Below are 20147 nucleotides of genomic sequence, written 5' to 3' on the forward strand. Positions count from 1 at the left end.
GGCACCGGCGGTGCGCTTCAGGGGCGCGGTCAAGACCTTCGGTGACGTGCGCGCGGTCGCCGGTCTCGACCTGGACGTGGCGGTCGGCGAGACGGTGGCGCTGCTGGGACGCAACGGAGCGGGCAAGTCGACGACGATCTCCCTGCTGCTCGGCCTGGACCAACCGGACGAGGGCACGGTCGCGCTCTTCGGCGCCCGCCCGCAGGACGCGGTCCGCGCCGGGCGGGTCGGCGCGATGCTCCAGGACTCCCGGCCGGTGCCGCGGGTCACCGTCCAGGAACTGGTCGCCTTCGTGGCGGGACGCTATCCGAAGCCCCTGCCGGCGGCCGAGGCGCTGCGCCTCGCGGGCATCACGGAACTGGCCGGACGGCGCGTCGACCGGCTGTCCGGCGGACAGGCGCAGCGGGTGCGGTTCGCGGTGGCGCTCGCCGGGAACCCCGCGCTGATCGTGCTGGACGAGCCCACCGCGGCACTCGACGTGGAGGCCAGGCACGCGTTCTGGGAGTCGATGCGGGCCTACGCCCGGCGCGGTCACACCGTGCTGTTCTCCACGCACTATCTGGAGGAGGCCGACGCGCACGCCGACCGGATCGTCGTCGTGGACCGGGGGCGGATCGTCGCGGACGGGACCGGGGAGGATCTGCGCCGGGCGGCGGGCGGCAACCTGGTCTCCTTCGACCTGGCGGGGCCGGCCCCGAACGACCTGGCGCTGTTGCCGGGCGTGGTGGCGGTGGAGGTGCGCGGGCAGCGGGCCCGGCTGCGTACGGACGACTCGGACGCGACGGTGATCGCGCTGGCCGAACGGGGGGCGATCCGCGGCCTGGAGGTCGTCCCCGCGTCCCTGGACGACGCGTTCATGGCCCTCACTGCGGAACGGGAGACGGTGTGATGTTCGACTATCTGCGGCTCGAAGTGCGCCGGACGCTGCGCGACACCGGCTTCGTGATCGGCGGCGTCGCGATGCCGGTGATGATGTACCTGCTGTTCACCAACATCGGCGGGGGCGACGACGGGGCGTGGAAGACCGCCTCGATGGTCGGCATGGCCGCGTACGGGGCGGTCGGCTCGGCGCTGAACACCGGCGGCGGGGTCGCCGAGGACAAGGTGACCGGCTGGCTGCGGCAGCTCCGGGTGACCCCGATGACCTCGCGCCAGGTGGTGCTCGGGCGGGCGCTGACCGGTTCGGTGACCGTGCTGCCCGCGATCGTCGCGGTGCTCGCGGCCGGCGGTCTGGTCAACGGCGTACGGCTGGACGCCTGGCAGTGGGCCGCGACGGCCCTGCTGCTGTGGCTCGGCTCGGTCCCCTTCACCCTGCTGGGCCTCGGCAACGGCTACCGGATGACCGCGCAGACGACGGGTGTGGTGAACATGGTGTGCAATCTGGGGCTCGCGGTGGTCGGCGGGCTGTGGTTCCCGCTCGCCCTCTTCCCCGGCTGGCTGCGCTCGGTCTCCGCGTACACGCCCACGAACCGCTTCGCCCAGCTGGGCGTGTCGGTCACCGAGGGCCGGGCACCCGGCGTGACGGCGGTGGCGGTCCTGGCCGGTTGGCTGCTGGTGTTCGGTTCGTACGCCGTGATCTCGTACCGTCGATCCGCACGAACTGTCTGAACGGGGAGCGGGACATGCTCAGGATGGAAGGCATCCGCTGCCGGATCCGCGTGCTGCGGGCCGAACGTCGGCGCTGGAAGGCCGACATGGAGCGCTTCAAGGCCGAGCAGCGGGCCGCGCGCAGGAGCGGCGGTGCGATGCCCGAGAACCCGGGCCCGCCGCCGACCGGCTTCGCGCTGCTGCCGTGGCTGCTGCTGGGGATGGGCGCCTTCTCCAATCTCCTCCAGGGCACGACCCCGCAGCCCTGGGTCGGCGGGCTGGGCCTGCTGGCCTTCAACTCCCTGTACATCTACGTGACGTTCCGGGCGTTCGTGAAGGCGACGCGGGAGGCGCGCTCCACCCGGGTCGCGCTCGTGATGATGGGCGTGATCACCTGCGCGCTGGCCCTCGGGTACGGAGGAAGCTGGCTGTACTTCTTCCCCCTGCTCGGGCTGGCCACCGGGGCGGTGGTGCGCGGGCCCTGGCTCGGGAAGATCGGGTTCGGTCTGACGGCGCTCGCGGCGGCGGTCTCCGTCGTCCGGGCGGGCTGGGACGCGGTGAACGTCGCCTACGGCACGTTCCTGTCCACGATGGTGACGGCCGCGATCCTCTCCCTCGCCGAGGCGGTGCGCGAACTGCGCGCGGCCCGGGAGGAGTTGGCGCGCCGGGCGGTGGAGAAGGAGCGGATGCGCTTCTCCCGGGACCTGCACGACCTGCTCGGGCACACGCTCTCCGTCATCGTGGTGAAGTCGGAGGCGGCCCGCCGGCTGGCTCCCCGCGATCTGGACGCGGCCCTCGTCCAGATCACGGACATCGAGTCGGTCGGCCGGCAGGCGCTGACGGAGATCCGCGAGGCGGTCACCGGCTATCGCGAGGGCAGTCTCGCCACGGAGCTGGACGGTGCCCGCTCGGCGCTGTCCGCGGCACGGGTGGAGCCGGTCGTACGGCAGTCGGGGCCGCCGCTGGTCCCGCAGACGGAGGCCCTGCTGGGCTGGGTGCTGCGCGAGGCCGTCACCAACGTGGTGCGCCACAGCGACGCGACACGTTGCGAGATCACCGTGGACGGCACCGCGGACCTCGTGAGGCTGACGGTCTCGGACAACGGCACCGACGCCTCCCCGGTGGAGCCCGAGCCGGGCGTGGGCGGCACGGGCCTCAAGGGGCTCACCGAGCGCCTCGCGACGGCGGGCGGCTCCCTGCGGGCGGGCCGGACCCCGCGCGGCGGTTTCGAGGTACGGGCCGAACTCCCGGTGGAGGCGGTGGATTTGACCGAGGCGTCGAGGTGAACCGCGCCTCATGAGGGGCGTCGGCCGCCCGCGGGCGCCCGGGGGTTCGGCACGACCACACCCTCGTGGCGTCCTGTCCGAACCGCGAAGGCGCGCGGTGCGGGCGGCCGGACGCCGCCCTCGCCTTACGCTTGGCCGCGTGAACGAGATGCCCCGGGACCACCGGCCCGCCAAGTCCGTCCGCGTCCTGCTCGCCGAGGACCAGATGATGATGCGCGGGGCGCTCGCCCTGCTGCTCGGGATGGAGCCGGACATCGAGGTGGTCGCGCAGGTGTCCGCGGGGGACGAGATCGTGGACGCGGTGCTGACCGGACGGCCCGATGTGGCCCTGCTGGACATCGAGTTGCCGGGGATGAGCGGGCTGGACGCCGCCGCCGAACTGCGGGACCAGGCCCCCGACTGCCGGGTGCTGATCCTCACCACCTTCGGCCGCCCCGGCTATCTGCGGCGGGCCATGGAGGCGGGCGCCGCCGGGTTCCTGGTCAAGGACGGGCCGGTGGAGGAACTGGCCGAGGCGATCCGGCGGGTGCTGACCGGGGAGACCGTGATCGATCCGGCGCTCGCCGCCGCCGCGCTGAGCGCCGGGCCCAGTCCGCTCACGGCCCGCGAGTGCGACGTCCTGAAGGCCTCCGTGGACGGCGCCACCGTCGCCGACATCGCCGGCAAGCTGCACCTGTCCGAGTCGACCGTCCGCAACTACCTGTCCTCGGCCATCGGCAAGACGGGCACCCGCAACCGCATGGAGGCGATGCGGGAGGCCCGCCAACAGGGTTGGCTGTAGGGCCCGTTCGCCCGGTACGCAGGCCGTGGCCGCCGCCGGGTCCGGCGGCGGCCACGGCCTGGTCGTTCCCCGTCCACCCCCGCTACTGCCCCGTCACCTTCGCCGTCCCCGACGCGTAGTGCTTGCCCTCCGGGGCCAGGCACGCGAACCAGTTCGGCCGAGAGCCGTCCACCGGGCGGATCAGATCCTCGAAGTGCGTGCCGAGACCGGTCCCCGGGGCGGCTTGCCTGGCTTTGACCGTCGTGCCGTCGTCCCAGGTGCAGGTGACCTCCCGGGCGGTCGGGGCGACCTTGCCGATCACGAGCCGCTGAGACGCGGCGGACTCACCGGGCCGTTCGGACTGCAACGCCATCGAGGCGGCTTCGATGTCGTTGCCCGAGAGTGCGTCGCCGTTCTCCACCGTTCCGCTCAGCACCGTGTTCATGCCGTAGCCCACGATCAGGCGGACGAAGACCTGGCCCTTGCCGACGAGGCCCGAGGGGGCGCGGGCTCCCGCCGGGGAGAGCCCGTATGCATCCAGCCGGGTCCACTGAAATCGCGCCTCCGTCTCGTTCTTCGGTGCCCCCCACACCATGACCTGCACCCCCCACTCCTTGCCGTGATCGGTCCCGCGCGCCACGTTGGTCACCTGCGGCCGGTACACATGCCGCTGCTCCGGCGTCGACGGCCTGGTGACGGAAGGCACGGCCCGCCTGCCTTCGTCGCCCGTACCCCCCGCCAGTGCGAGCGCCCCCGCGGACCCGGCGATCACCAGGGCCGCGGCTGCCGACATCGCCCAGCGGCGCGTCCTGCGGCGCCGTCCGCCGCGCAGGACCGCCTGGTAGGGGGCCGTGCCGATCTCGACCTCGTCCGCCGCCTGGGCCGGCAGGAAGGCGATGTCCGTGTCCGTCGCCATGTCGTGATGCGTCTCCCGGTTCGCGCTCATCGCTTCCGCCCTCCCTGCGTCACCGTGTCCGCCAGGCCAGGTACGGCCCGCAGTTTCGCCATCCCAAGGAGTCCGCGGGCACCGGATTCCGTTGCCTCAGGGCCGGGAGATTCTCCGCGGCAGCCACAGGAGCATCATCATCGCACCGGCCAGCAGCATCACACCGCTGACCCGGAACGCCAGGGCGTACCCGGCGGTCAGTGCCTCTCCGGAGACGTCGGCGCCGGTGCGGGTCGCCGCGATCGTGGACATGATCGCGAGTCCCAGCGAACCGCCCATCACCCGCGAGGTGTTGACCAGGCCCGACACCAGCCCGGCGTCCTCCGGCACCGCGCCCGAGGTCGCGACCGCGGCCAGTGGTGTCGCGGCCAGACCGGCGCCGGCCATCATCAGGATGCCGGGCAGCATGATGGCCGTGAGGTACGGGCTGTCCGCCGTCATGGTCGACTGCCAGCCGAAGCCGGCCGCGGCCAGGAGCGTACCGAGGACCGCCACGTTGCGCGCCCCGACGACCGGCATCAGACGGGGCGCCGACTTCGAGCCGACGACCACGGCGAGGGAGCTCGGCACCAGGGCGAGGCCCGCGCCGAGCGGCGAGTAGTCGAGCACGTTCTGCGCGTACAGCGTCATGAAGAACCACATGCAGAACATCGCGGAGCCGGAGACGAACATGGCCGCGTTCGCCGAGGACACCGACCGCAACCGCAGCAGTTTCAGCGGCATCAGCGGCGCCGCGGTCCACGCCTCGACGGCCAGGAAGGCCCCGATGAGCGCGACTCCCGCGCAGAGCGGCACGAGCGTCGCCGCCGCGGTCCAGCCCCCGGCCTCCGTCTGCACGATCCCGTACGCCAGGGTCGCGAGGCCCGCCGTGACCAGGAGGGCTCCCGGCAGGTCGAGGCGCCGCCCGTCCCCGGCCCGGCTCTCGGTGAGCCGGCGGGCCGCGACGGCCAGCACGATCGCTCCGACGGGCACGTTGATGAGCAGCACCCAGCGCCACGACAGGCCGTCGACCAGGAGTCCGCCGACGAGTCCGCCCGCCGCGCCTCCGCCTGCGCCCACGGCGGTCCAGGTCGCGATGGCCCGGGCGCGTGCGGCGCCCTCGGGGACGGCCGACGTCAGGATCGTCAGGGTCGAGGGCGCGAGCACCGCGGCCCCCAGGCCCTGCGCGGCGCGCGCGAGGAGCAGTTGGGTGCCTTCCTGGGCGAGGCCGCCGGCGGCCGAGGCGAGCGTGAAGAGCGCGAGGCCCACCAGGAACATCCGCTTGCGTCCGTAGAGGTCGCCGGCCCGTCCGCCGAGCAGCATGAATCCGGCGAAGGCGATCGAGTAGGCGTTCACCACCCACTGGAGTCCGGGGGCGCTCAGTCCGAGGTCGGCCCGCATGGACGGGAGGGCCACGTTGACGACGGACACGTCCAGGACGACCAGGAACTGCCCGGCACACGCGAGCGCGATCACCAGCCAGGTGGGCGGGGCGGTACGGGCGGATATCCGGGTGTCTTCAGCGGCTCGGAGCATGACCGTCATGCTCTCAACCCGCTTACGGTCCTTGCATCAGGATTTCGGCGCAGCCGGGGTTACGCCGCCGGACCTAGGTCCTGCGCAGGAGTGTGACCACCGCGGCGCCGCCGAGCCCGATGTTGTGGGCCAGAGCGACCCGCGCGCCCGGAACCTGTCGCGCCTCGGCCTGGCCTCTCAACTGCCACACAAGTTCGGCGACTTGGGCGATGCCGGTCGCTCCGAGCGGATGCCCCTTGGAGATCAGCCCGCCGGAGGGGTTCACCACCCAGCGCCCGCCGTACGTCGTCGCCCCCGACTCGACCAGCGCGCCGGACGCGCCCTCGGCGCACATGCCGAGCGCCTCGTAGGTCAGCAGTTCGTTGACGGAGAAGCAGTCGTGGAGCTCCACGACGTCCACGTCCTCGATGCCGAGCCCTGAACGCTCGTAGACCCGGCGCGCGGCCTCCCGCGACATCGGCAGGCCGACGACGTCGATGCAGGAGCCGGAGGCGAAGGACTCCTCGGTGTCGGTGGTCATCGCCTGGGCGACGATCTCGACCGCCCGATCCTCCAGCCCGTGCCGCTCGGCGAACCGTTCGGACACGACGACGGCCGCGGCGGCCCCGTCCGAGGTGGGCGAGCACTGGAGCCGGGTCAGCGGCCGGTGCACGGCCTTCGCGGCGAGGATCTCGTCGACCGAGTAGACGTCCTGGAACTGGGCGTACGGGTTGTTCGCGGAGTGGCGGTGGTTCTTGGCGCCGACGGCGGCGAGCTGGGCCTCGGTCGTGCCGTACCGCTCCATGTGCTCGCGGGCCGCGTCGCCGAAGATCTGCGCGGTGGGCGGGGACATCTCGAAGCCGTGCCGGGCGGCCATGACCCCGTAGTGCCGGGCGACGGGCGAGGTCGCGAAGTCCCCGCCGTCGGCGCCCGATCCGAGCGATCCCCGCTTCATCTTCTCGAAGCCCAGCGCGAGCACGCAGTCGCTGACACCGCCCTGAACGAACTGCCGGGCCAGCATCAGCGCGCTCGCTCCCGTCGCGCAGTTGTTGTTGACGTTGTACACGGGCACGCCGGTCAGGCCGAGTTCGTAGGCGGCGCGCTGGCCGGCGGTGGACGGCTGGAAGCAGTGGCCGACCGGGACCTGTTCCACGTCCGTGTAAGGGATCCCGGCGTCGGCGAGGGCGGCGGTCCCGGCCTCCCGGACCATGTCCCAGTACTGCCAGTCCCGGGTCTCGGGCTTCTCGAAACGGGTCATGCCGACACCGACGACGTACGTCTTCATGATGCTCCTAGTCCCGTGGCAGGCCGAGCAGGCGCTCGGCGACGACGTTGAGCTGGACCTGGGTGGTGCCGCCCGCGATGGTCAGGCACCGGGAGAGCAGGAATCCGTGCACGGCCCGCTTCCCCCGGCCCTCGCACAACGCGCCCTCGGGGCCGAGGAGTTCGAGGGCGAGTTCGGCGACCCGCTGCTGGTGCGCGGTCTGCGCGAGTTTGCGGACGGAGGCACCCGCCCCGGGTTCGACGCCGGAGACCTGGCGCAGGGTGGTGCGCAGGGTGATGCACGCCAGGGCGTGGGCCTCGGCCAGCAGCGCTCCCAGCCGGGCGCCGTCGACATCGGCGGGTATCAGTGCCTCCAGACCGGTGTCGAAGGTCAACTGGTCGGCCATGTGGACGCGTTCGTTGCCGAGCGTGGTGCGGGCGACCCGCCAGCCGTCGTCGACCTCGCCGACCACCGCGTCCGCGGGCAGCAGCGCGTCGTCGAACCAGACCTCGTTGAACAGGGAGTCGCCGGTGATCTCCTTCAGGGGGCGGATGTCGATGCCCTCGGTGTTCTTCATGTCGACGACGAAGTAGGTGAGTCCCTTGTGCTTGGGCGCGTCCGGGTCGGTCCGGGCGAGGAGGATCCCGTGGTCGGCCCACTGCGCCGCGCTCGTCCACACCTTCTGTCCGTTGATCCGCCACCGCCCGTCGGCCGTTCGCTCGGCGCGGGTGCGCAGCGAGGCGAGGTCGGATCCGGCGCCGGGTTCCGAGAAGAGCTGGCACCACAGGAGGTCGCCGCGCAGGGTGGGCGGCAGATAGCGCTCCAGTTGCCCGGGGGTCCCGTGCGCGATGAGGGAGGGGACGACCCAGGTGGCGATCCCCAGATCGCTGATCCGTACTCCGGCCGCGGTCAACTCCTGTTGCACGGCGAGCTGTTGGACGGGGCCGGCGCCGAGGCCGTACGGCGGGGGCAGATGCGGGGCGGCGTACCCGGTGGGCGCCAGGGCCCGGCGGGCGTCCGCCGGGCCGAGTCCGCGCGCCCGGTCGATCGGCGCACGGGCCCCGGCCCGGTGTCCGGCGGCCTCCGGCGGCAGTTCCAGGCGCAGTTCCCGTCGTACGCCGTCCCGCGCGAGGCGTACCGCCCGCCGCAGATGTCCGCTCCCGGCCCCGAGCAGCTGCCGTGCCACCAGGGCTCGGCGCAGATACAGATGGGCGTCGTGCTCCCAGGTGAACCCGATGCCGCCGAGGATCTGGACGCAGTCCTTGGCGCAGGAGCAGGCGGCTTCGAGGGCGGTGCCGGCGGCGAGCGAGGCCGCCAGCTCCCGTACCCCGGGCGGTTCCTGCGCGGCGCGTGCCGCGTCCCAGGTGAGCGCCCGTGCCTGTTCCAGCCGCAGCAGCATGTCGGCGCAGAGGTGTTTGACGCCCTGGAAGTGTCCGATGGGGCGGCCGAACTGCTCGCGGACCCTGGCGTGCGCGGCGGCGGTGTCCAGCGACCAGGCGGCGGTGCCGCAGGCGTCCGCGGCGAGGACGACGGCGGCGAGGTCCCGGACCAGTGAGGGGCCGACCGCGAGAACGCGGCCGGCGGGAACCCGTACCCCCCGCGCTTCGACCTCGGCGGTCGCCCGGGTCGGATCGGCGCTCTCGTGCGCCCGCACGGCCAGATCGGCGGCGTCCACCACACACCAGAGGGTGCCACCGGGAGCGGCTCCCTCCTCGCTCGCCACCGCCAGGACGAGGACGTCCGCGTCGGCGCCGGAGAGCACGGGCGGCGCCGTCCCGTCCAGCACGTACCCGCCGTCCACCGCCCGGGCCTTCAGGGAGCCGGAGCCGAACGCGACGGCGCCGATGCGCTCCCCGCACCCGAGGGCCCGTACGAGCTCCGCGCGCGCCGGATGCCGTACGACATCATCCGATTCACCCTGTTCATCCACGCTTTCCGCCGCCAGCACCGCCGACGCCAGGACGTTCGCGGCGAACGGTCCCGGCAGCGCGGCCCGCGCGGCCTCCTCCACGACGACGGCGAGGTCCACGAGGTCCCCGCCGCCACCGCCACAGCTCTCCGGAAGATGCACGGCGAGCAGCCCCTGCGCGGCGAGCGCGTCCCAGAACGGGGGCCGGCCGGCCCCCGGGGAGTCCAGGAGTTTGCGGACCTCCCCGGCCGGCACGGCGCGGGCGGTCCAGCCGCGTACGACCTCGGCGAGCTCCTGTTGTTCCGGCGTGACCGCGATGCCCATGCATGCCTCCCCGACGGTTCCCCAAAGGCTCAGGGCGCGCCGATCCACGACGATCCGCGGTGCGTGGACGCGCGACGACCCGAGCTGCGTGGATCCGCGTCAGACTAGAACACGTTTCATTCTGACGACAGGTCAGATACCCATGGATCGGTCAAGAATTCGTTAGTACGCCGAAGCATCGGAATAGTTGCCCAGGCGCACCGGGTTCCTCCTGCACGTACCTGCGTGGATCAGCCGACCGACGTCCCCGTGTCCCCCTGGATCACCGACCGACCGTCCCGCATCCGCACGGACCACCCCTCACCCCCGCTCTCCCGAGAGCTCGCTTTTCTACGGCCTGGAGGCCCCCGCAATGACGCACACGACGACCGCCAGCCCCGTGCGGAGGCCGGGCGGCGCGACCGTGCCGGTGCTCGCCTTCGCGGGCATCGTTGTCGCGGTCATGCAGACCCTGCTCGTCCCGGTCATCAAGGACCTGCCGACGCTCCTGGACACCGCGCCCAGCAACGCCACCTGGGTCCTGACCTCGACCCTGCTCTCGGGCGCCGTGGCCACTCCGATCATGGGCCGCCTCGGCGACCTCTACGGCAAGCGGCGCATGCTGCTCGCCAGCCTGAGCGTGATGGTGGGCGGCGCCCTGCTCAGCGCGCTGAGCAGCACCCTGGTCCCGATGATCGTCGGCCGGAGCCTCCAAGGCTTCGCGATGGGCGCGATCCCGCTGGGCATCGGCCTGATGCGCGACATGCTGCCCCGCGAGAAGCTCGGCTCCGCGATGGCCCTGATGAGCTCCTCGATCGGCGTCGGCGGCGGACTCGCGCTGCCCGCCGCGGCCCTCGTCGCCCAGCACGCGAACTGGCACGCCCTCTTCTACGGCGCCGCCGGTCTCGGCGTCCTCTCCATCGCCTTGACCCTCCTCGTCGTGCCGGAGTCCCCGATGCGCGCCGAGGGCACCTTCGACGTGCTGGGCGCGGCGGGTCTGTCCGCCGGGCTCGTGCTCCTCCTGCTGCCGATCACCAAGGGCAGCGACTGGGGCTGGACCGACCCGACCACGCTCGGCCTTTTCGGCGCGTCCGTCGTCGTGCTCCTGCTGTGGGGCGCGATGGAGCTGCGCCTGAAGGCTCCGCTGGTCGACCTGCGCACCACGGCCCGCCCCGCGGTCCTCTTCACCAACCTCGCCTCGATCATGGTCGGCGTCTCGTTCTACGTCGTCTCGCTGGTCCTGCCGCAGCTGCTCCAGCTCCCGAAGTCCACCGGCTACGGACTCGGCCAGTCGATGGTGAGCGCGGGTCTGCTCGTCATGCCGCTCGGCCTGACGATGATGGTCACGGCGCCCGTGTACGCCCGTCTGTCCGCGAAGTACGGCCCGAAGGTCACCCTGATCATCGGCATGATCATCATCGGGATCGGCTACGGCGCCGGCCTCGGCCTGATGAGCGCCGCCTGGCAGTCGCTGGTCATCGCGGTGATCCTCGGCGCGGGCATCGGCCTCGCCTACTCCTCGCTGCCCGCCCTGATCATCGGCTCCGTCCCGGCCTCGGAGACGGGCGCGGCCAACGGCCTGAACACCCTGATGCGTTCCATCGGCACGTCGGTGTCGAGCGCCGTCGTCGGCATGGTGCTCGCCAACACGGCACACCACGTCGGCGGGGCCGCGGTCCCGACCATGCACGGCTTCCGGGTCTCCTTCATGATCGCCACGGGTGCCGTCGCGGCCGGTCTGGTCATGGCCTTCCTGCTGCCGGGCCGCCGCCCCGCCACCAAGCCCTCGCTGGTCGCCAGCAGCGAGGAGGACGCGGCGCTCGAGCGCGCGCACGAGGTGCTCGGCGGCTTCCACGGCCGGGTCCTGGACGCCGGCGGCGGCCCGGTCGCCCGCGCCAAGGTCACCCTGATCGACCGGCACGGCCGGCAGGCGGGTGCCACCCACTCCGCCGAGGACGGCAGCTACGCGCTCGCCGTGCCGGACCAGGGCCCGTACGTGCTCGCCGCGCGGGCCGCGGGCCACGGCCCGCTCGCCTCGTCGGCCACGCACGCCGGCGACGACCGACCGGTCGCCCTCGACCTCTCGCTCCCGGGCGAGAACGCCGACGTCACGGCGTGACACCGGCACCGGTAGCCACATCGGCACCTTCACCCGCACCGACACCGGCCCGCGCGCCCCAGGTGATCCTTCACTCACCGTGATCATCGACACCCCCGCCGCCCACGCGGCGGGGGTGTGGTGCACGATGCTCCGCGTACCCGTTGTCCGCACCGTTGGAGGAACCCCATGCCCGCGGCACCCAAGCCCGAGATCCTCGCCGCCTTCGAGGCCGCGAAGGGGTTCATGCCGCTCGACGAGGGGCTCGCGCTGCACGAGGCCGCCGTCGAGGCCGGACGACTCGGGCTGCCGCTCCTGGAGGTCGGCACCTACTGCGGCCGTTCCACGATCCTGCTCGCCGACGCGGCCCGCGCGGCCGGGGTGACCGCGATCACGGTCGACCACCACCGGGGCAGCGAGGAACAGCAGCCCGGCTGGGAGTACCACGACCCGTCCACGGTCGATCCGGAGATCGGCCTGATGGACACGCTCCCCACCTTCCGCCGCACCCTGCACCGGGCCGGCCTGGAGGACCACGTGGTCGCGCTGGTCGGCCGTTCGCCGCAGATCGCCGCCTTCTGGGGCACGCCCCTCGGCCTCGTCTTCATCGACGGCGGCCACACCGACGAACACGCGAACGGGGACTACGAGGGCTGGGCCCCGCACGTCGCCGAGGGCGGCCTCCTGGTCATCCACGACGTGTTCCCCGACCCCGTGGACGAGTTCACCGGTCAGGCTCCCTACCGCGTCTACCTCCGGGCCCTGGAATCGGGCGAGTTCACCGAGACGGCGGTCACCGGCTCACTGCGCGTCCTGCGGCGAACCGGCACAGGGATCCGGGCACACGGTTAGAGTCGCTGACGTGTCGTACGTAGGCCCAGACTTCGATCCGCCCCAGCCGCGCCGCTTCCGGCGCGGTCCGCTCACCGTCGCGCTCGCCGCGCTCGTGCCCGGCGCGCTGGCCGGCTGGCTGGTATGGCAGGCCGTGGGAGACGACTCGGGGGGCGGCTCCGACCGGGCCGTTCCCGCGTCCTCGTCCTCCGCACCCCGCTCCGCCGACTCCTCCTCCTCGCGTCCGTCCGCCTCCGCCACGGACGACGCCAAGCCGGGTACGCCCTCGGCCCCGGCGTCCTCCTCCTCGGCGCCCGCCGTCCCCGGCTCCGGCTCCGGCTCACTCAAGGGCAAGGTCATCGTCATCGACCCGGGGCACAACCCGAACAACTTCCAGCACACGTCCGAGATCAACCGCAAGGTGAACATCGGGACGAACTGGAAGGAGTGCGACACCACCGGAACGTCGACCAACGCGGGTTACACGGAAGCCCGGTTCACCCTCGACGTCGCGAACCGGATGCGGACGATCCTCGAAAAGGAGGGCGCCACGGTCAAGTTGACCCAGGACGGCGACCGCTCCTTCGGCCCCTGCATCGACGAGCGGGCCCATATCGGCAACGTGGCGCACGCGGACGCCGTCGTCTCCATCCACGCCGACGGATCGGCGGCCGGCAACCGCGGCTTCCATGTGATCCTCCCGGCGTCGGTGCACGCGGGCGCCGCCGACACCCGCCCGATCGTCGCCGCCTCCCGCGACCTCGGCGAGCACATCGCCGGCCTGTTCGTCCGCGAGACGGGCAGCGCGCCCTCCAACTACGTCGGTGACGGAACCGGACTGGTGGTCCGTAAGGATCTCGGCGGTCTCAATCTGTCAACGGTTCCCAAGGTGTTCATCGAGTGCGGCAACATGCGCGATACGAAGGACGCTGCGCTGCTCACCAGTGGCGCGTGGCGAGAGAAAGCGGCACGGGGGATCTCTGAAGGAATCGTTGGTTTCCTGCACGGGTAGTGATCTACGGATCCAACCCGGCGACACCCTGATCGTCCGGGCGATAGTGTCCGTCCGTACGATAAAGGGCTACCCCCCGCGCTTCACACCGAGTCCCGACAACGGCACCATGTCGGCGACACGGCGCACAGCGATGCCTCACCGACGACGAGACGACTGACGAAGGACCTGAAGTGAATATCCGCTCCCTCACTCGAGGCGACGGCGTGGTGATCGGAGCAGCGGTGTTGCTGTTCATCGCGTCGTTCCTGCACCTCTACTCCTATTCCGGGTTCAACCTGGACGTGAACGCCTGGGACAACCTCGGCGAAGGCCTCGGCATCTACATGGGCGGGATCATCGGCGCCGCGCTGATCGTGGTCAACCGGTGCCTGCCGCAGCCGCGCAAGGTGCTCGGACTCGACCTGGGCACGGTCGGTGTGGCCTTCACGGTCCTCGTCGCGTGGACCCTGTTCTGGTCGCTCGTGGACGTGGGGAACAACGCCAGCGCCGCCGCCGGTCTCATCCTCGGCTTCATCGCGGCCCTCGTGCTGGCCGGCGCGGCCGTCGCGACGCCGCTCGTTCCCGCCCTTCAGGCCGCCCTCATGGGTGCCCCGGGCCAGATCTCCCCGCAGCCCTACGGCGGTCAGCCGCAGGGTGGTTACGGCTACCCGGGCGCCTCGCAGCCCGGTCAGCCCGGCCAGCCCGGTCAGCAGCCCTTCGGCGGCCAGCCCTCGCAGCCCGCGCCGTCGTTCGGCGGACAGCCGAGCCAGCCGTCGGCGCCGCAGACGCAGACCCCGGCCCAGGACTTCTCGCCGTTCTGGTTCGCCGTCCCGGTCGCGCGGCCACTGTTCTCGGAGGACGGCGCGCAGTCGCCCATCGCCGAACTGGCGCCGGGCACCTGGTACCTGGCCGTCGAGCAGCGCGGTGCGACCATCGTGGCGCAGACGCAGGACGGTCGTCGCGGTGTGCTTCAGGACACCTCGGGGATCCAGCGCGGCTGATCCGCCCTTCGCTCGCGCGACGGCCCCTCGCCCTTTCCGGCGGGGGGCCGTTGTCGTACAGTCGCAGCATCCCGTACCTGACGGGTCGTCAGAGTACTGGCTCTGGAGGCGACATGAGGCTCGGTCTCGCGCTCGGCTACTGGGGTCGCGGTCCCTCGGCGGACCATGTGCCGCTCGCCGTCGAGGCGGAGCGGCTCGGCTACGACTCGGTGTGGACCGCGGAGTCCTGGGGTTCGGACGCGTTCACCCCGCTCACCTGGATCGCCGCGCGGACGAGCCGCATCCGACTCGGCACGGCCGTGGCGCAGATGGCCGCCCGTACCCCCACCGCCACCGCGATGCACGCGCTCACCCTCGACCATCTCTCGGGCGGGCGCATGATGCTCGGCCTCGGTCTGTCGGGGCCCCAGGTCGTCGAGGGCTGGTACGGAAGGCCGTTCCCGAAGTCGCCGCTGACCGCGACCCGGGAGTACGTCGACGTCGTACGCCAGGTCCTCAGGCGCGAGGGGCCGGTCGAGCTGGACGGGCGCTTCCACTCCCACCCCTACCGCGGTCCCGACGGCACGGGTCTCGGCAAGGCGCTGAAACCGATCACGCACCCGCTGCGGGCCGAACTGCCGCTGCTGCTCGGCGCCGAGGGGCCGAAGAACATCGCGCAGACGACCCGGATCGCGGACGGCTGGCTGCCGCTGTACTGGTCGCCGACCCGTCCGCAGGCGTACGAGGCCTCGCTCGCCGACCTGCCCGAGGGGTTCCTCGTCGCGCCGATGGCCCGTGCGCGGGTCTGTGACGACGTGGCGGAAGGGCTGCTGCCGGTCAAGATGATGCTCGGCTTCTACATCGGCGGGATGGGGCACGCGGCCCGCAACTTCCATGCCGACCTGATGGCCCGGATGGGCTTCGAGGAGGAGGCCCGCCTGATCCAGCGGCTGTTCCTGGAAGGGCGCAGGGAGGAGGCCGTGCTGGCCGTCCCCGACGCCTTCGCGGACGAGATCTCCCTCGTCGGGCCGCGTGAACGCATCGCCGAGCGGCTGGAGTCGTGGCGCAAGGGCCCGGTGACCGACCTGCTGGTCCTGTCCCCGGACCCCCACACCCTGCGCGTACTGGCCGAGCTGAACTCCTAGGAGGAGTCCGGCCGTTGCCGCAAGGACCGGCCTAGCCGCCGCTGAGCTGGGACGCCGACGGCACCTTGTCCTTGACCTCGGCACCCGCGCTCTTCCCGGCCGCCTTCACCTGGTTGATGACATCGTCGAAGGAGTTCACGACGGAGTCCGTGGAGTCGCCCTTGCGCAGCTTGGCGGGCAGGTCCTTGAGCGCGGCGATGCCCGCCGCGAGCGGGGCGACGGCCTTGGACAGCGCGGGGTCCCCCTGGGCGTTCTTCGAGGCGGCCTTGAGGCGGTTGTACGCGAAGACGCCGGCGAGCCCGGCCTTGACCAGGGCGAACTTGCGGCCCTTGGCGCCCTTCTTGAACTTGCCGGCCTTCCAGGGCTTGACGATCCACTGGTAGGTCGCGCCCGCGGCGAGCCCCGCGTTCGCCACGAAGCGGGTCTTGGCGAACTTCTGCTTCTCGGCCGACGTGGTCGGCGTGGGAGTCGCGGCCATCTGCGCCACGGCGGCGGTGTCCTGGCCCGATCCACCGCTGCCACAGGCCGTGGCGCCGCCGATCAGGACACAGGAGAGAGTCAGCGCCACGATCAGGCGCCGTACGGGTACGGGCACGGGATCCTCCGGATGAGGGGACGGTTCTCCCCGGTCGGCCGGCTCCCCCGTCCCGCGGGCGAACACGGCTCTCCCCGGCAGCCTCACCCGGGCCGGGCTGCCGTGCCACCCGGCCGGCCCCGAACGGGTTCCCATCCGTGCGCGGCCGGCCGCGCACACGGCGGGAACCGTTCGGGTTTCATCCAGGATCGACGGGCAATCCGCTTGGCATGTCCCCTAGATATCGCAACGGCTCGAATCAGGCGGGGACGGTCATCGCGATCATTGCGGACGTCATGGCCGTCATCCTCGGTCTCTGGATCCTGATGTATCTGCTCGACGCCAATCGTGGCAACGACCTCGTGCAGTTCATCCACAGCACCGCCAGCTGGCTCGCCGGCTGGTCACGTGATCTGTTCACCTTCGACAAGGCGTGGGCGCGTGTCGTCGCCGGCTACGGTCTCGCCGCCGTCGTCTACCTGTTCATCGGCCACGCGGTGGCCAACCGTATGCACCGCCACTGACCGGCACCGACGGCCAGAAGCGCACGGCGGGTGCGAAGCGTCCGGACGGTCCTGGAGCCCAGGGCCGTCCGGACCTTCAGCGCGTGGGCGTGCAGCAGTCGGGGTCCAGGCCGACGGGCAGACGCTCGCCGCTGAAGACCGCGCAGGTGGCCTCGTCGCCGCCCAGCGCGGCGACCGCGAGCAGCAGGGAGCCCGCCGTCCAGCTGGTGAGCTCCTCGGGCCAGACGGCCCGGTCCTCGAAGACATAGCCCGTCCAGTACAGACCGGACTTCGGGTCACGCAGGTGCTGGATGGACTGAAGGATCTCCAGGGCCCGGTCGGACTCGCCCACCGCCCAGAGCGCCAGGGCGAGTTCGGCCGACTCGCCGCCGGTCACCCACGGGTTGGGCACCACACAGCGCACCCCGAGACCGGGCACCACGAAACGGTCCCAGCCCTCTTCAATACGGGACTTGGCCTCGGCGGCCGTCAACGCGCCCCCGAGCACCGGGTAGTACCAGTCCATCGAGTAGCGGTCCTTGTCGAGGAACCGCTCCGGGTGGAGCCGGATCGCGTGCCGCAGCGCGCCGACCGCCAGCTCCCAGTCGGGCTGCGGCTCCTCGCGCTGCTCGGCGATGGCCAGCGCGCAGCGCAGCGCGTGATGGACCGAGGAACTCCCGGTCAGCAACGCGTCCTCGACCGCCCGTCCGTCGTCCTCGCGCTTCCAGCCGATCTGTCCGCCGGGCTGCTGGAGCCGCAGCACGAACTCCATGGCCGCGTAGACGGCGGGCCACATGCGGTCCAGGAACAGGTCGTCGCCGGTCGCGAGGTAGTGGTGCCAGACGCCGACCGCGATGTACGCGCAGAAGTTGGTCTCGCGTCCGCGGTCGGTGACGTCCTCGAAGTCCCCGTCCGCGTAGGCCGCGTACCAGGAACCGTCCTCGTTCTGATGCCGTGCCAGCCACTCGTAGGCCCGCTCGGCGGCCTCGTGCTCGCCCGCCGCGTCGAGCGCCATGGCGGCCTCGGTGTGGTCCCACGGGTCGAGGTGGTGGCCGCGGAACCACGGGATGGCTCCGTCGGGGCGCTGCACCGCGAGGATCCCGCGCACGGTGGCGGCGGCCTCCTCGGCGGTGAGGACCCCGGGCAGGACGAGGTGTTCTGTCCGCCGGGGAGTGGTCACGTGGCGTCCGCCTCGGAAGCGGCCTTCGCGGAGTCGGCCGCGGTGGCGAGCGTCGGCAGGTGCGGCTTGGTCGCGTACGCCACGAAGCTCTTGCCGATCACCGGGTTCAGGGCCTGCTCGACCACCCGGGTGGCCAGCGGCTTCTTCATGATGTCCCAGACCAGCAGCTTGTGGTACGCCCGCACGGGCAGCGCCTTGTCGTTGTCGACGCCGAACGCGCACTTCAGCCACCAGTACGGCGAGTGCAGCGCGTGCGCGTGGTGCGAGCCGTAGGGGCGCAGGCCGGCCTCGCGGATCTTCCCGAGCAGTTCGTCCGCCTTGTAGATGCGGATGTGGCCGCCCTCGACCTCGTGGTAGGCGTCGGACAGCGCCCAGCAGACCTTCTCCGGGCCGTAGCGCGGCACGGTGATGGCGATGCGTCCGCCCGGCTTGAGCACGCGGACCATCTCGGCGAGGACGCCCTTGTCGTCCGGGATGTGCTCCATGACCTCGGAGATGATCACGACGTCGAAGGACTCGTCGGGGAAGGGCAGTGCGAGCGCGTCGCCCTCCATGGCCGTCGCGGTGGCCCCCGCGGGCGCTTCCCCGGCCTCCTTCATCGCCGCGAACCACTTCGCGACCTCGCGGATCTCGTCGGCGTTCTGGTCGAGGGCTACGACCTGGGCTCCCCGCCGGTAGCACTCGAAGGCGTGCCGGCCGGCACCGCATCCGAGGTCCAGGACGCGGTCGCCGGGGGCGAGCGGGAACCGGGAGAAGTCGACGGTCAGCACGTGGCCCTGCTTTCGCGGTTGGCTGCAACTAGTTCATCGGCGGCGGGGATGTCTTCCGCGGCCTCGGAGCGGTCGGGTCCCGGGGTCGCCGGGGTACCGGCGTCCGGTACGCCGCCGCGCCCGTCGGTGCCCGCGGTGGCGCGGGGGCGGAGCCGGGACGCGGACAGGGCCATCGCCGCACGGTAGTGGGCCACCGTGCCCTCCGCCGCCTTGGCCCAGGTGAAGCGGGCGAGGACGCGCTCGCGTCCGGCCGAGCCGAGCCGTGCCCGCAGCGCGGGGTCGCCGAGGAGCCTGCCGAGGGCGGCCGCGAGCGCTCCCGGGTCGCCCGGCGGTACGGCGAGGCAGGTCTCGCCGTCGGGTCCCGCGACCTCCGGGATCGCTCCGCCGGTGGTGGCCACCAGCGGTGTCCCGGTGGCCATCGCCTCGGCGGCGGGCAGCGAGAACCCCTCGTACAGGGAGGGCACGCAGGCGACCTCGGCCGAGCGGACGAGGTCGACGAGCTCGGCGTCGGAGATGCCCTTGACGAACTCGACGGCGCCGTCGAGGCCGTACCGCTCGATGGCCTGGGCGACCGGCCCGTCCTCGGCGCGCCTGCCGACGACGACGAGGTGCGCGGCCGGGTGTTCGGTCCGCAGCTTCGCGAGCGCCTCGACGAGGAACACCAGGCCCTTGAGCGGCACATCGGCGCTGGACGTGGTGACGATGCGGCCGGGCACCTGGGGCACGGACGGATCCGGCGAGAAGAGGTCGGTGTCCGCGCCGATGTGGACGACGTGGATGCGGTCCTGCTCGACCCGCAGATGGTCGACGATCTCCTGGCGGGAGGTGCCGGAGACGGTGAGGACGGACGGCAGCCGGCGCGCGACGCGCTTCTGCATGCGGGTGAAGGCGTACCACCGGCGGACCGAGGCGCGGCGCTGCCAGCCCTCGGCGGCGTCCAGTTCAAGCTGCCGGTCGACGGTGATGGGGTGGTGGATGGTGGTCACCAGCGGGGCGCCGACGTCGCCGAGGAGGCCGTAGCCGAGGGTCTGGTTGTCGTGGACGACGTCGAACTCGCCGCGCCGGGCGCGCAGGTGACGGCGGGCGCGCAGCGAGAAGGTCAGCGGCTCGGGGAAGCCGCCGGTCCACATCGTGCCGACCTCGAGGGCGTCGATCCAGTCCCGGTACTCGTCCCGCGCGGGGGTGCGGAAGGGGTCGGGCTGGCGGTAGAGGTCGAGGCTGGGCAGCTCGGTGAGGCTCAGACCGGGCAGGCCCTCGTCCAGGACGGGGTAGGGCTGGGAACCGATGACCTCGACCCGGTGCCCGAGGCGGGCGAGTTCGCGCGAGAGATGCCGTACGTAGACACCCTGGCCGCCGCAGAACGGGTTTCCCTTGTAGGTCAGGAGCGCGATGCGCAGGGGTTGTTCCCCGTCGGCTGCCGCGCCCTTCCCGGGGGCCGCCTCCATGGCCTCAGCGGTCACTTCCGGTCCCCTTCTCCCTGCGATTTCCCGCGAGATTACGCCGGGACGCTAATCTAGAACAAG

General features: G+C 72.2%; 18 protein-coding genes. 10 read left to right on the top strand and 8 right to left on the bottom strand.

Annotated features, from left to right (window positions below):
* The first annotated feature begins 10 nt into the window (after positions 1–10).
* From ACZ4AA_RS01170 to ACZ4AA_RS01185, 4 genes are all read left to right on the top strand, one after another.
* Positions 11–889, top strand: coding sequence for an ABC transporter ATP-binding protein (locus tag ACZ4AA_RS01170; protein WP_467595073.1), 879 nt, complete (start codon positions 11–13; stop codon positions 887–889).
* Positions 889–1608, top strand: coding sequence for an ABC transporter permease (locus tag ACZ4AA_RS01175; protein WP_467593321.1), 720 nt, complete (start codon positions 889–891; stop codon positions 1606–1608). Before ACZ4AA_RS01170 ends, ACZ4AA_RS01175 begins: the two co-directional genes overlap by 1 nt.
* A 14-nt stretch (positions 1609–1622) precedes the next feature.
* The gene (locus tag ACZ4AA_RS01180; RefSeq protein ID WP_467593324.1) at positions 1623–2873 is read left to right on the top strand and encodes a sensor histidine kinase; all 1251 of its coding nucleotides are present in this window, start codon (positions 1623–1625) and stop codon (positions 2871–2873) included.
* 148 nt (positions 2874–3021) lie between these two features.
* Complete coding sequence (locus ACZ4AA_RS01185) at positions 3022–3654, top strand: response regulator (protein WP_467595075.1); 633 nt, start codon at positions 3022–3024, stop codon at positions 3652–3654.
* Between the two features lie 82 nt (positions 3655–3736).
* On the opposite strand, the gene ACZ4AA_RS01190 is transcribed toward ACZ4AA_RS01185, so the two are convergent.
* The 4 genes from ACZ4AA_RS01190 to ACZ4AA_RS01205 form a co-directional block, all read right to left on the bottom strand.
* A complete protein-coding gene (locus ACZ4AA_RS01190) occupies positions 3737–4579 on the bottom strand; it encodes a hypothetical protein (protein ID WP_467593327.1) in 843 nt (280 codons plus the stop codon).
* Positions 4580–4675: 96 nt separating this feature from the next.
* Positions 4676–6103 carry an MFS transporter gene (locus ACZ4AA_RS01195; protein WP_467593329.1) on the bottom strand — a complete coding sequence of 476 codons (1428 nt, stop codon included), beginning with the start codon at positions 6101–6103 and terminating at the stop codon, positions 4676–4678.
* A 64-nt stretch (positions 6104–6167) separates the two neighbouring features.
* The gene (locus tag ACZ4AA_RS01200) at positions 6168–7358 is read right to left on the bottom strand and encodes a lipid-transfer protein (protein WP_467593332.1); all 1191 of its coding nucleotides are present in this window, start codon (positions 7356–7358) and stop codon (positions 6168–6170) included.
* A 7-nt stretch (positions 7359–7365) separates the two neighbouring features.
* Positions 7366–9570 (bottom strand): acyl-CoA dehydrogenase, encoded by a 2205-nt coding sequence (locus ACZ4AA_RS01205; protein ID WP_467593335.1) that lies wholly within the window; start codon positions 9568–9570, stop codon positions 7366–7368.
* 352 nt (positions 9571–9922) lie between these two features.
* Here ACZ4AA_RS01205 and ACZ4AA_RS01210 point away from each other — a divergent pair, with 352 nt between their 5' ends.
* The 5 genes from ACZ4AA_RS01210 (at position 9923) to ACZ4AA_RS01230 (ending at position 15597) form a co-directional block, all read left to right on the top strand.
* Positions 9923–11668: an MFS transporter gene (locus ACZ4AA_RS01210; protein WP_467593338.1), complete on the top strand. Its 1746-nt coding sequence runs from the start codon at positions 9923–9925 to the stop codon at positions 11666–11668.
* A gap of 168 nt (positions 11669–11836) precedes the next feature.
* Positions 11837–12499: a class I SAM-dependent methyltransferase gene (locus tag ACZ4AA_RS01215; RefSeq protein ID WP_467593340.1), complete on the top strand. Its 663-nt coding sequence runs from the start codon at positions 11837–11839 to the stop codon at positions 12497–12499.
* 10 nt (positions 12500–12509) lie between these two features.
* Positions 12510–13490 carry an N-acetylmuramoyl-L-alanine amidase gene (locus tag ACZ4AA_RS01220; RefSeq protein ID WP_467593343.1) on the top strand — a complete coding sequence of 327 codons (981 nt, stop codon included), beginning with the start codon at positions 12510–12512 and terminating at the stop codon, positions 13488–13490.
* Between the two features lie 206 nt (positions 13491–13696).
* Positions 13697–14473 carry a hypothetical protein gene (locus ACZ4AA_RS01225; protein WP_467593345.1) on the top strand — a complete coding sequence of 259 codons (777 nt, stop codon included), beginning with the start codon at positions 13697–13699 and terminating at the stop codon, positions 14471–14473.
* A 113-nt stretch (positions 14474–14586) separates the two neighbouring features.
* Positions 14587–15597, top strand: coding sequence for an LLM class F420-dependent oxidoreductase (locus ACZ4AA_RS01230; RefSeq protein ID WP_467593347.1), 1011 nt, complete (start codon positions 14587–14589; stop codon positions 15595–15597).
* A 31-nt stretch (positions 15598–15628) separates the two neighbouring features.
* On the opposite strand, the gene ACZ4AA_RS01235 is transcribed toward ACZ4AA_RS01230, so the two are convergent.
* Complete coding sequence (locus tag ACZ4AA_RS01235) at positions 15629–16192, bottom strand: hypothetical protein (RefSeq protein ID WP_467593350.1); 564 nt, start codon at positions 16190–16192, stop codon at positions 15629–15631.
* 209 nt (positions 16193–16401) lie between these two features.
* On the opposite strand from ACZ4AA_RS01235, the gene ACZ4AA_RS01240 reads away from it, so the two are divergent.
* Entirely contained in the window at positions 16402–16695 is a 294-nt protein-coding gene (locus tag ACZ4AA_RS01240) for a hypothetical protein (protein WP_467593352.1), read from the top strand.
* 76 nt (positions 16696–16771) lie between these two features.
* Here the strand turns inward: ACZ4AA_RS01240 and ACZ4AA_RS01245 are convergent, their stop codons facing one another.
* The 3 genes from ACZ4AA_RS01245 to ACZ4AA_RS01255 are packed head-to-tail and all read right to left on the bottom strand — an operon-like array spanning position 16772 to position 20084.
* Entirely contained in the window at positions 16772–17854 is a 1083-nt protein-coding gene (locus ACZ4AA_RS01245; protein ID WP_467593354.1) for a prenyltransferase/squalene oxidase repeat-containing protein, read from the bottom strand.
* Positions 17851–18624, bottom strand: coding sequence for a class I SAM-dependent methyltransferase (locus ACZ4AA_RS01250; RefSeq protein ID WP_467593357.1), 774 nt, complete (start codon positions 18622–18624; stop codon positions 17851–17853). The genes ACZ4AA_RS01245 and ACZ4AA_RS01250 overlap by 4 nt, the downstream gene beginning before the upstream one ends.
* Positions 18618–20084 (bottom strand): glycosyltransferase family 4 protein, encoded by a 1467-nt coding sequence (locus tag ACZ4AA_RS01255; protein WP_467593359.1) that lies wholly within the window; start codon positions 20082–20084, stop codon positions 18618–18620. The genes ACZ4AA_RS01250 and ACZ4AA_RS01255 overlap by 7 nt, the downstream gene beginning before the upstream one ends.
* Positions 20085–20147 lie beyond the last annotated feature (63 nt).

The sequence above is a fragment of the Streptomyces sp. NPDC024698 genome, assembly GCF_055559015.1.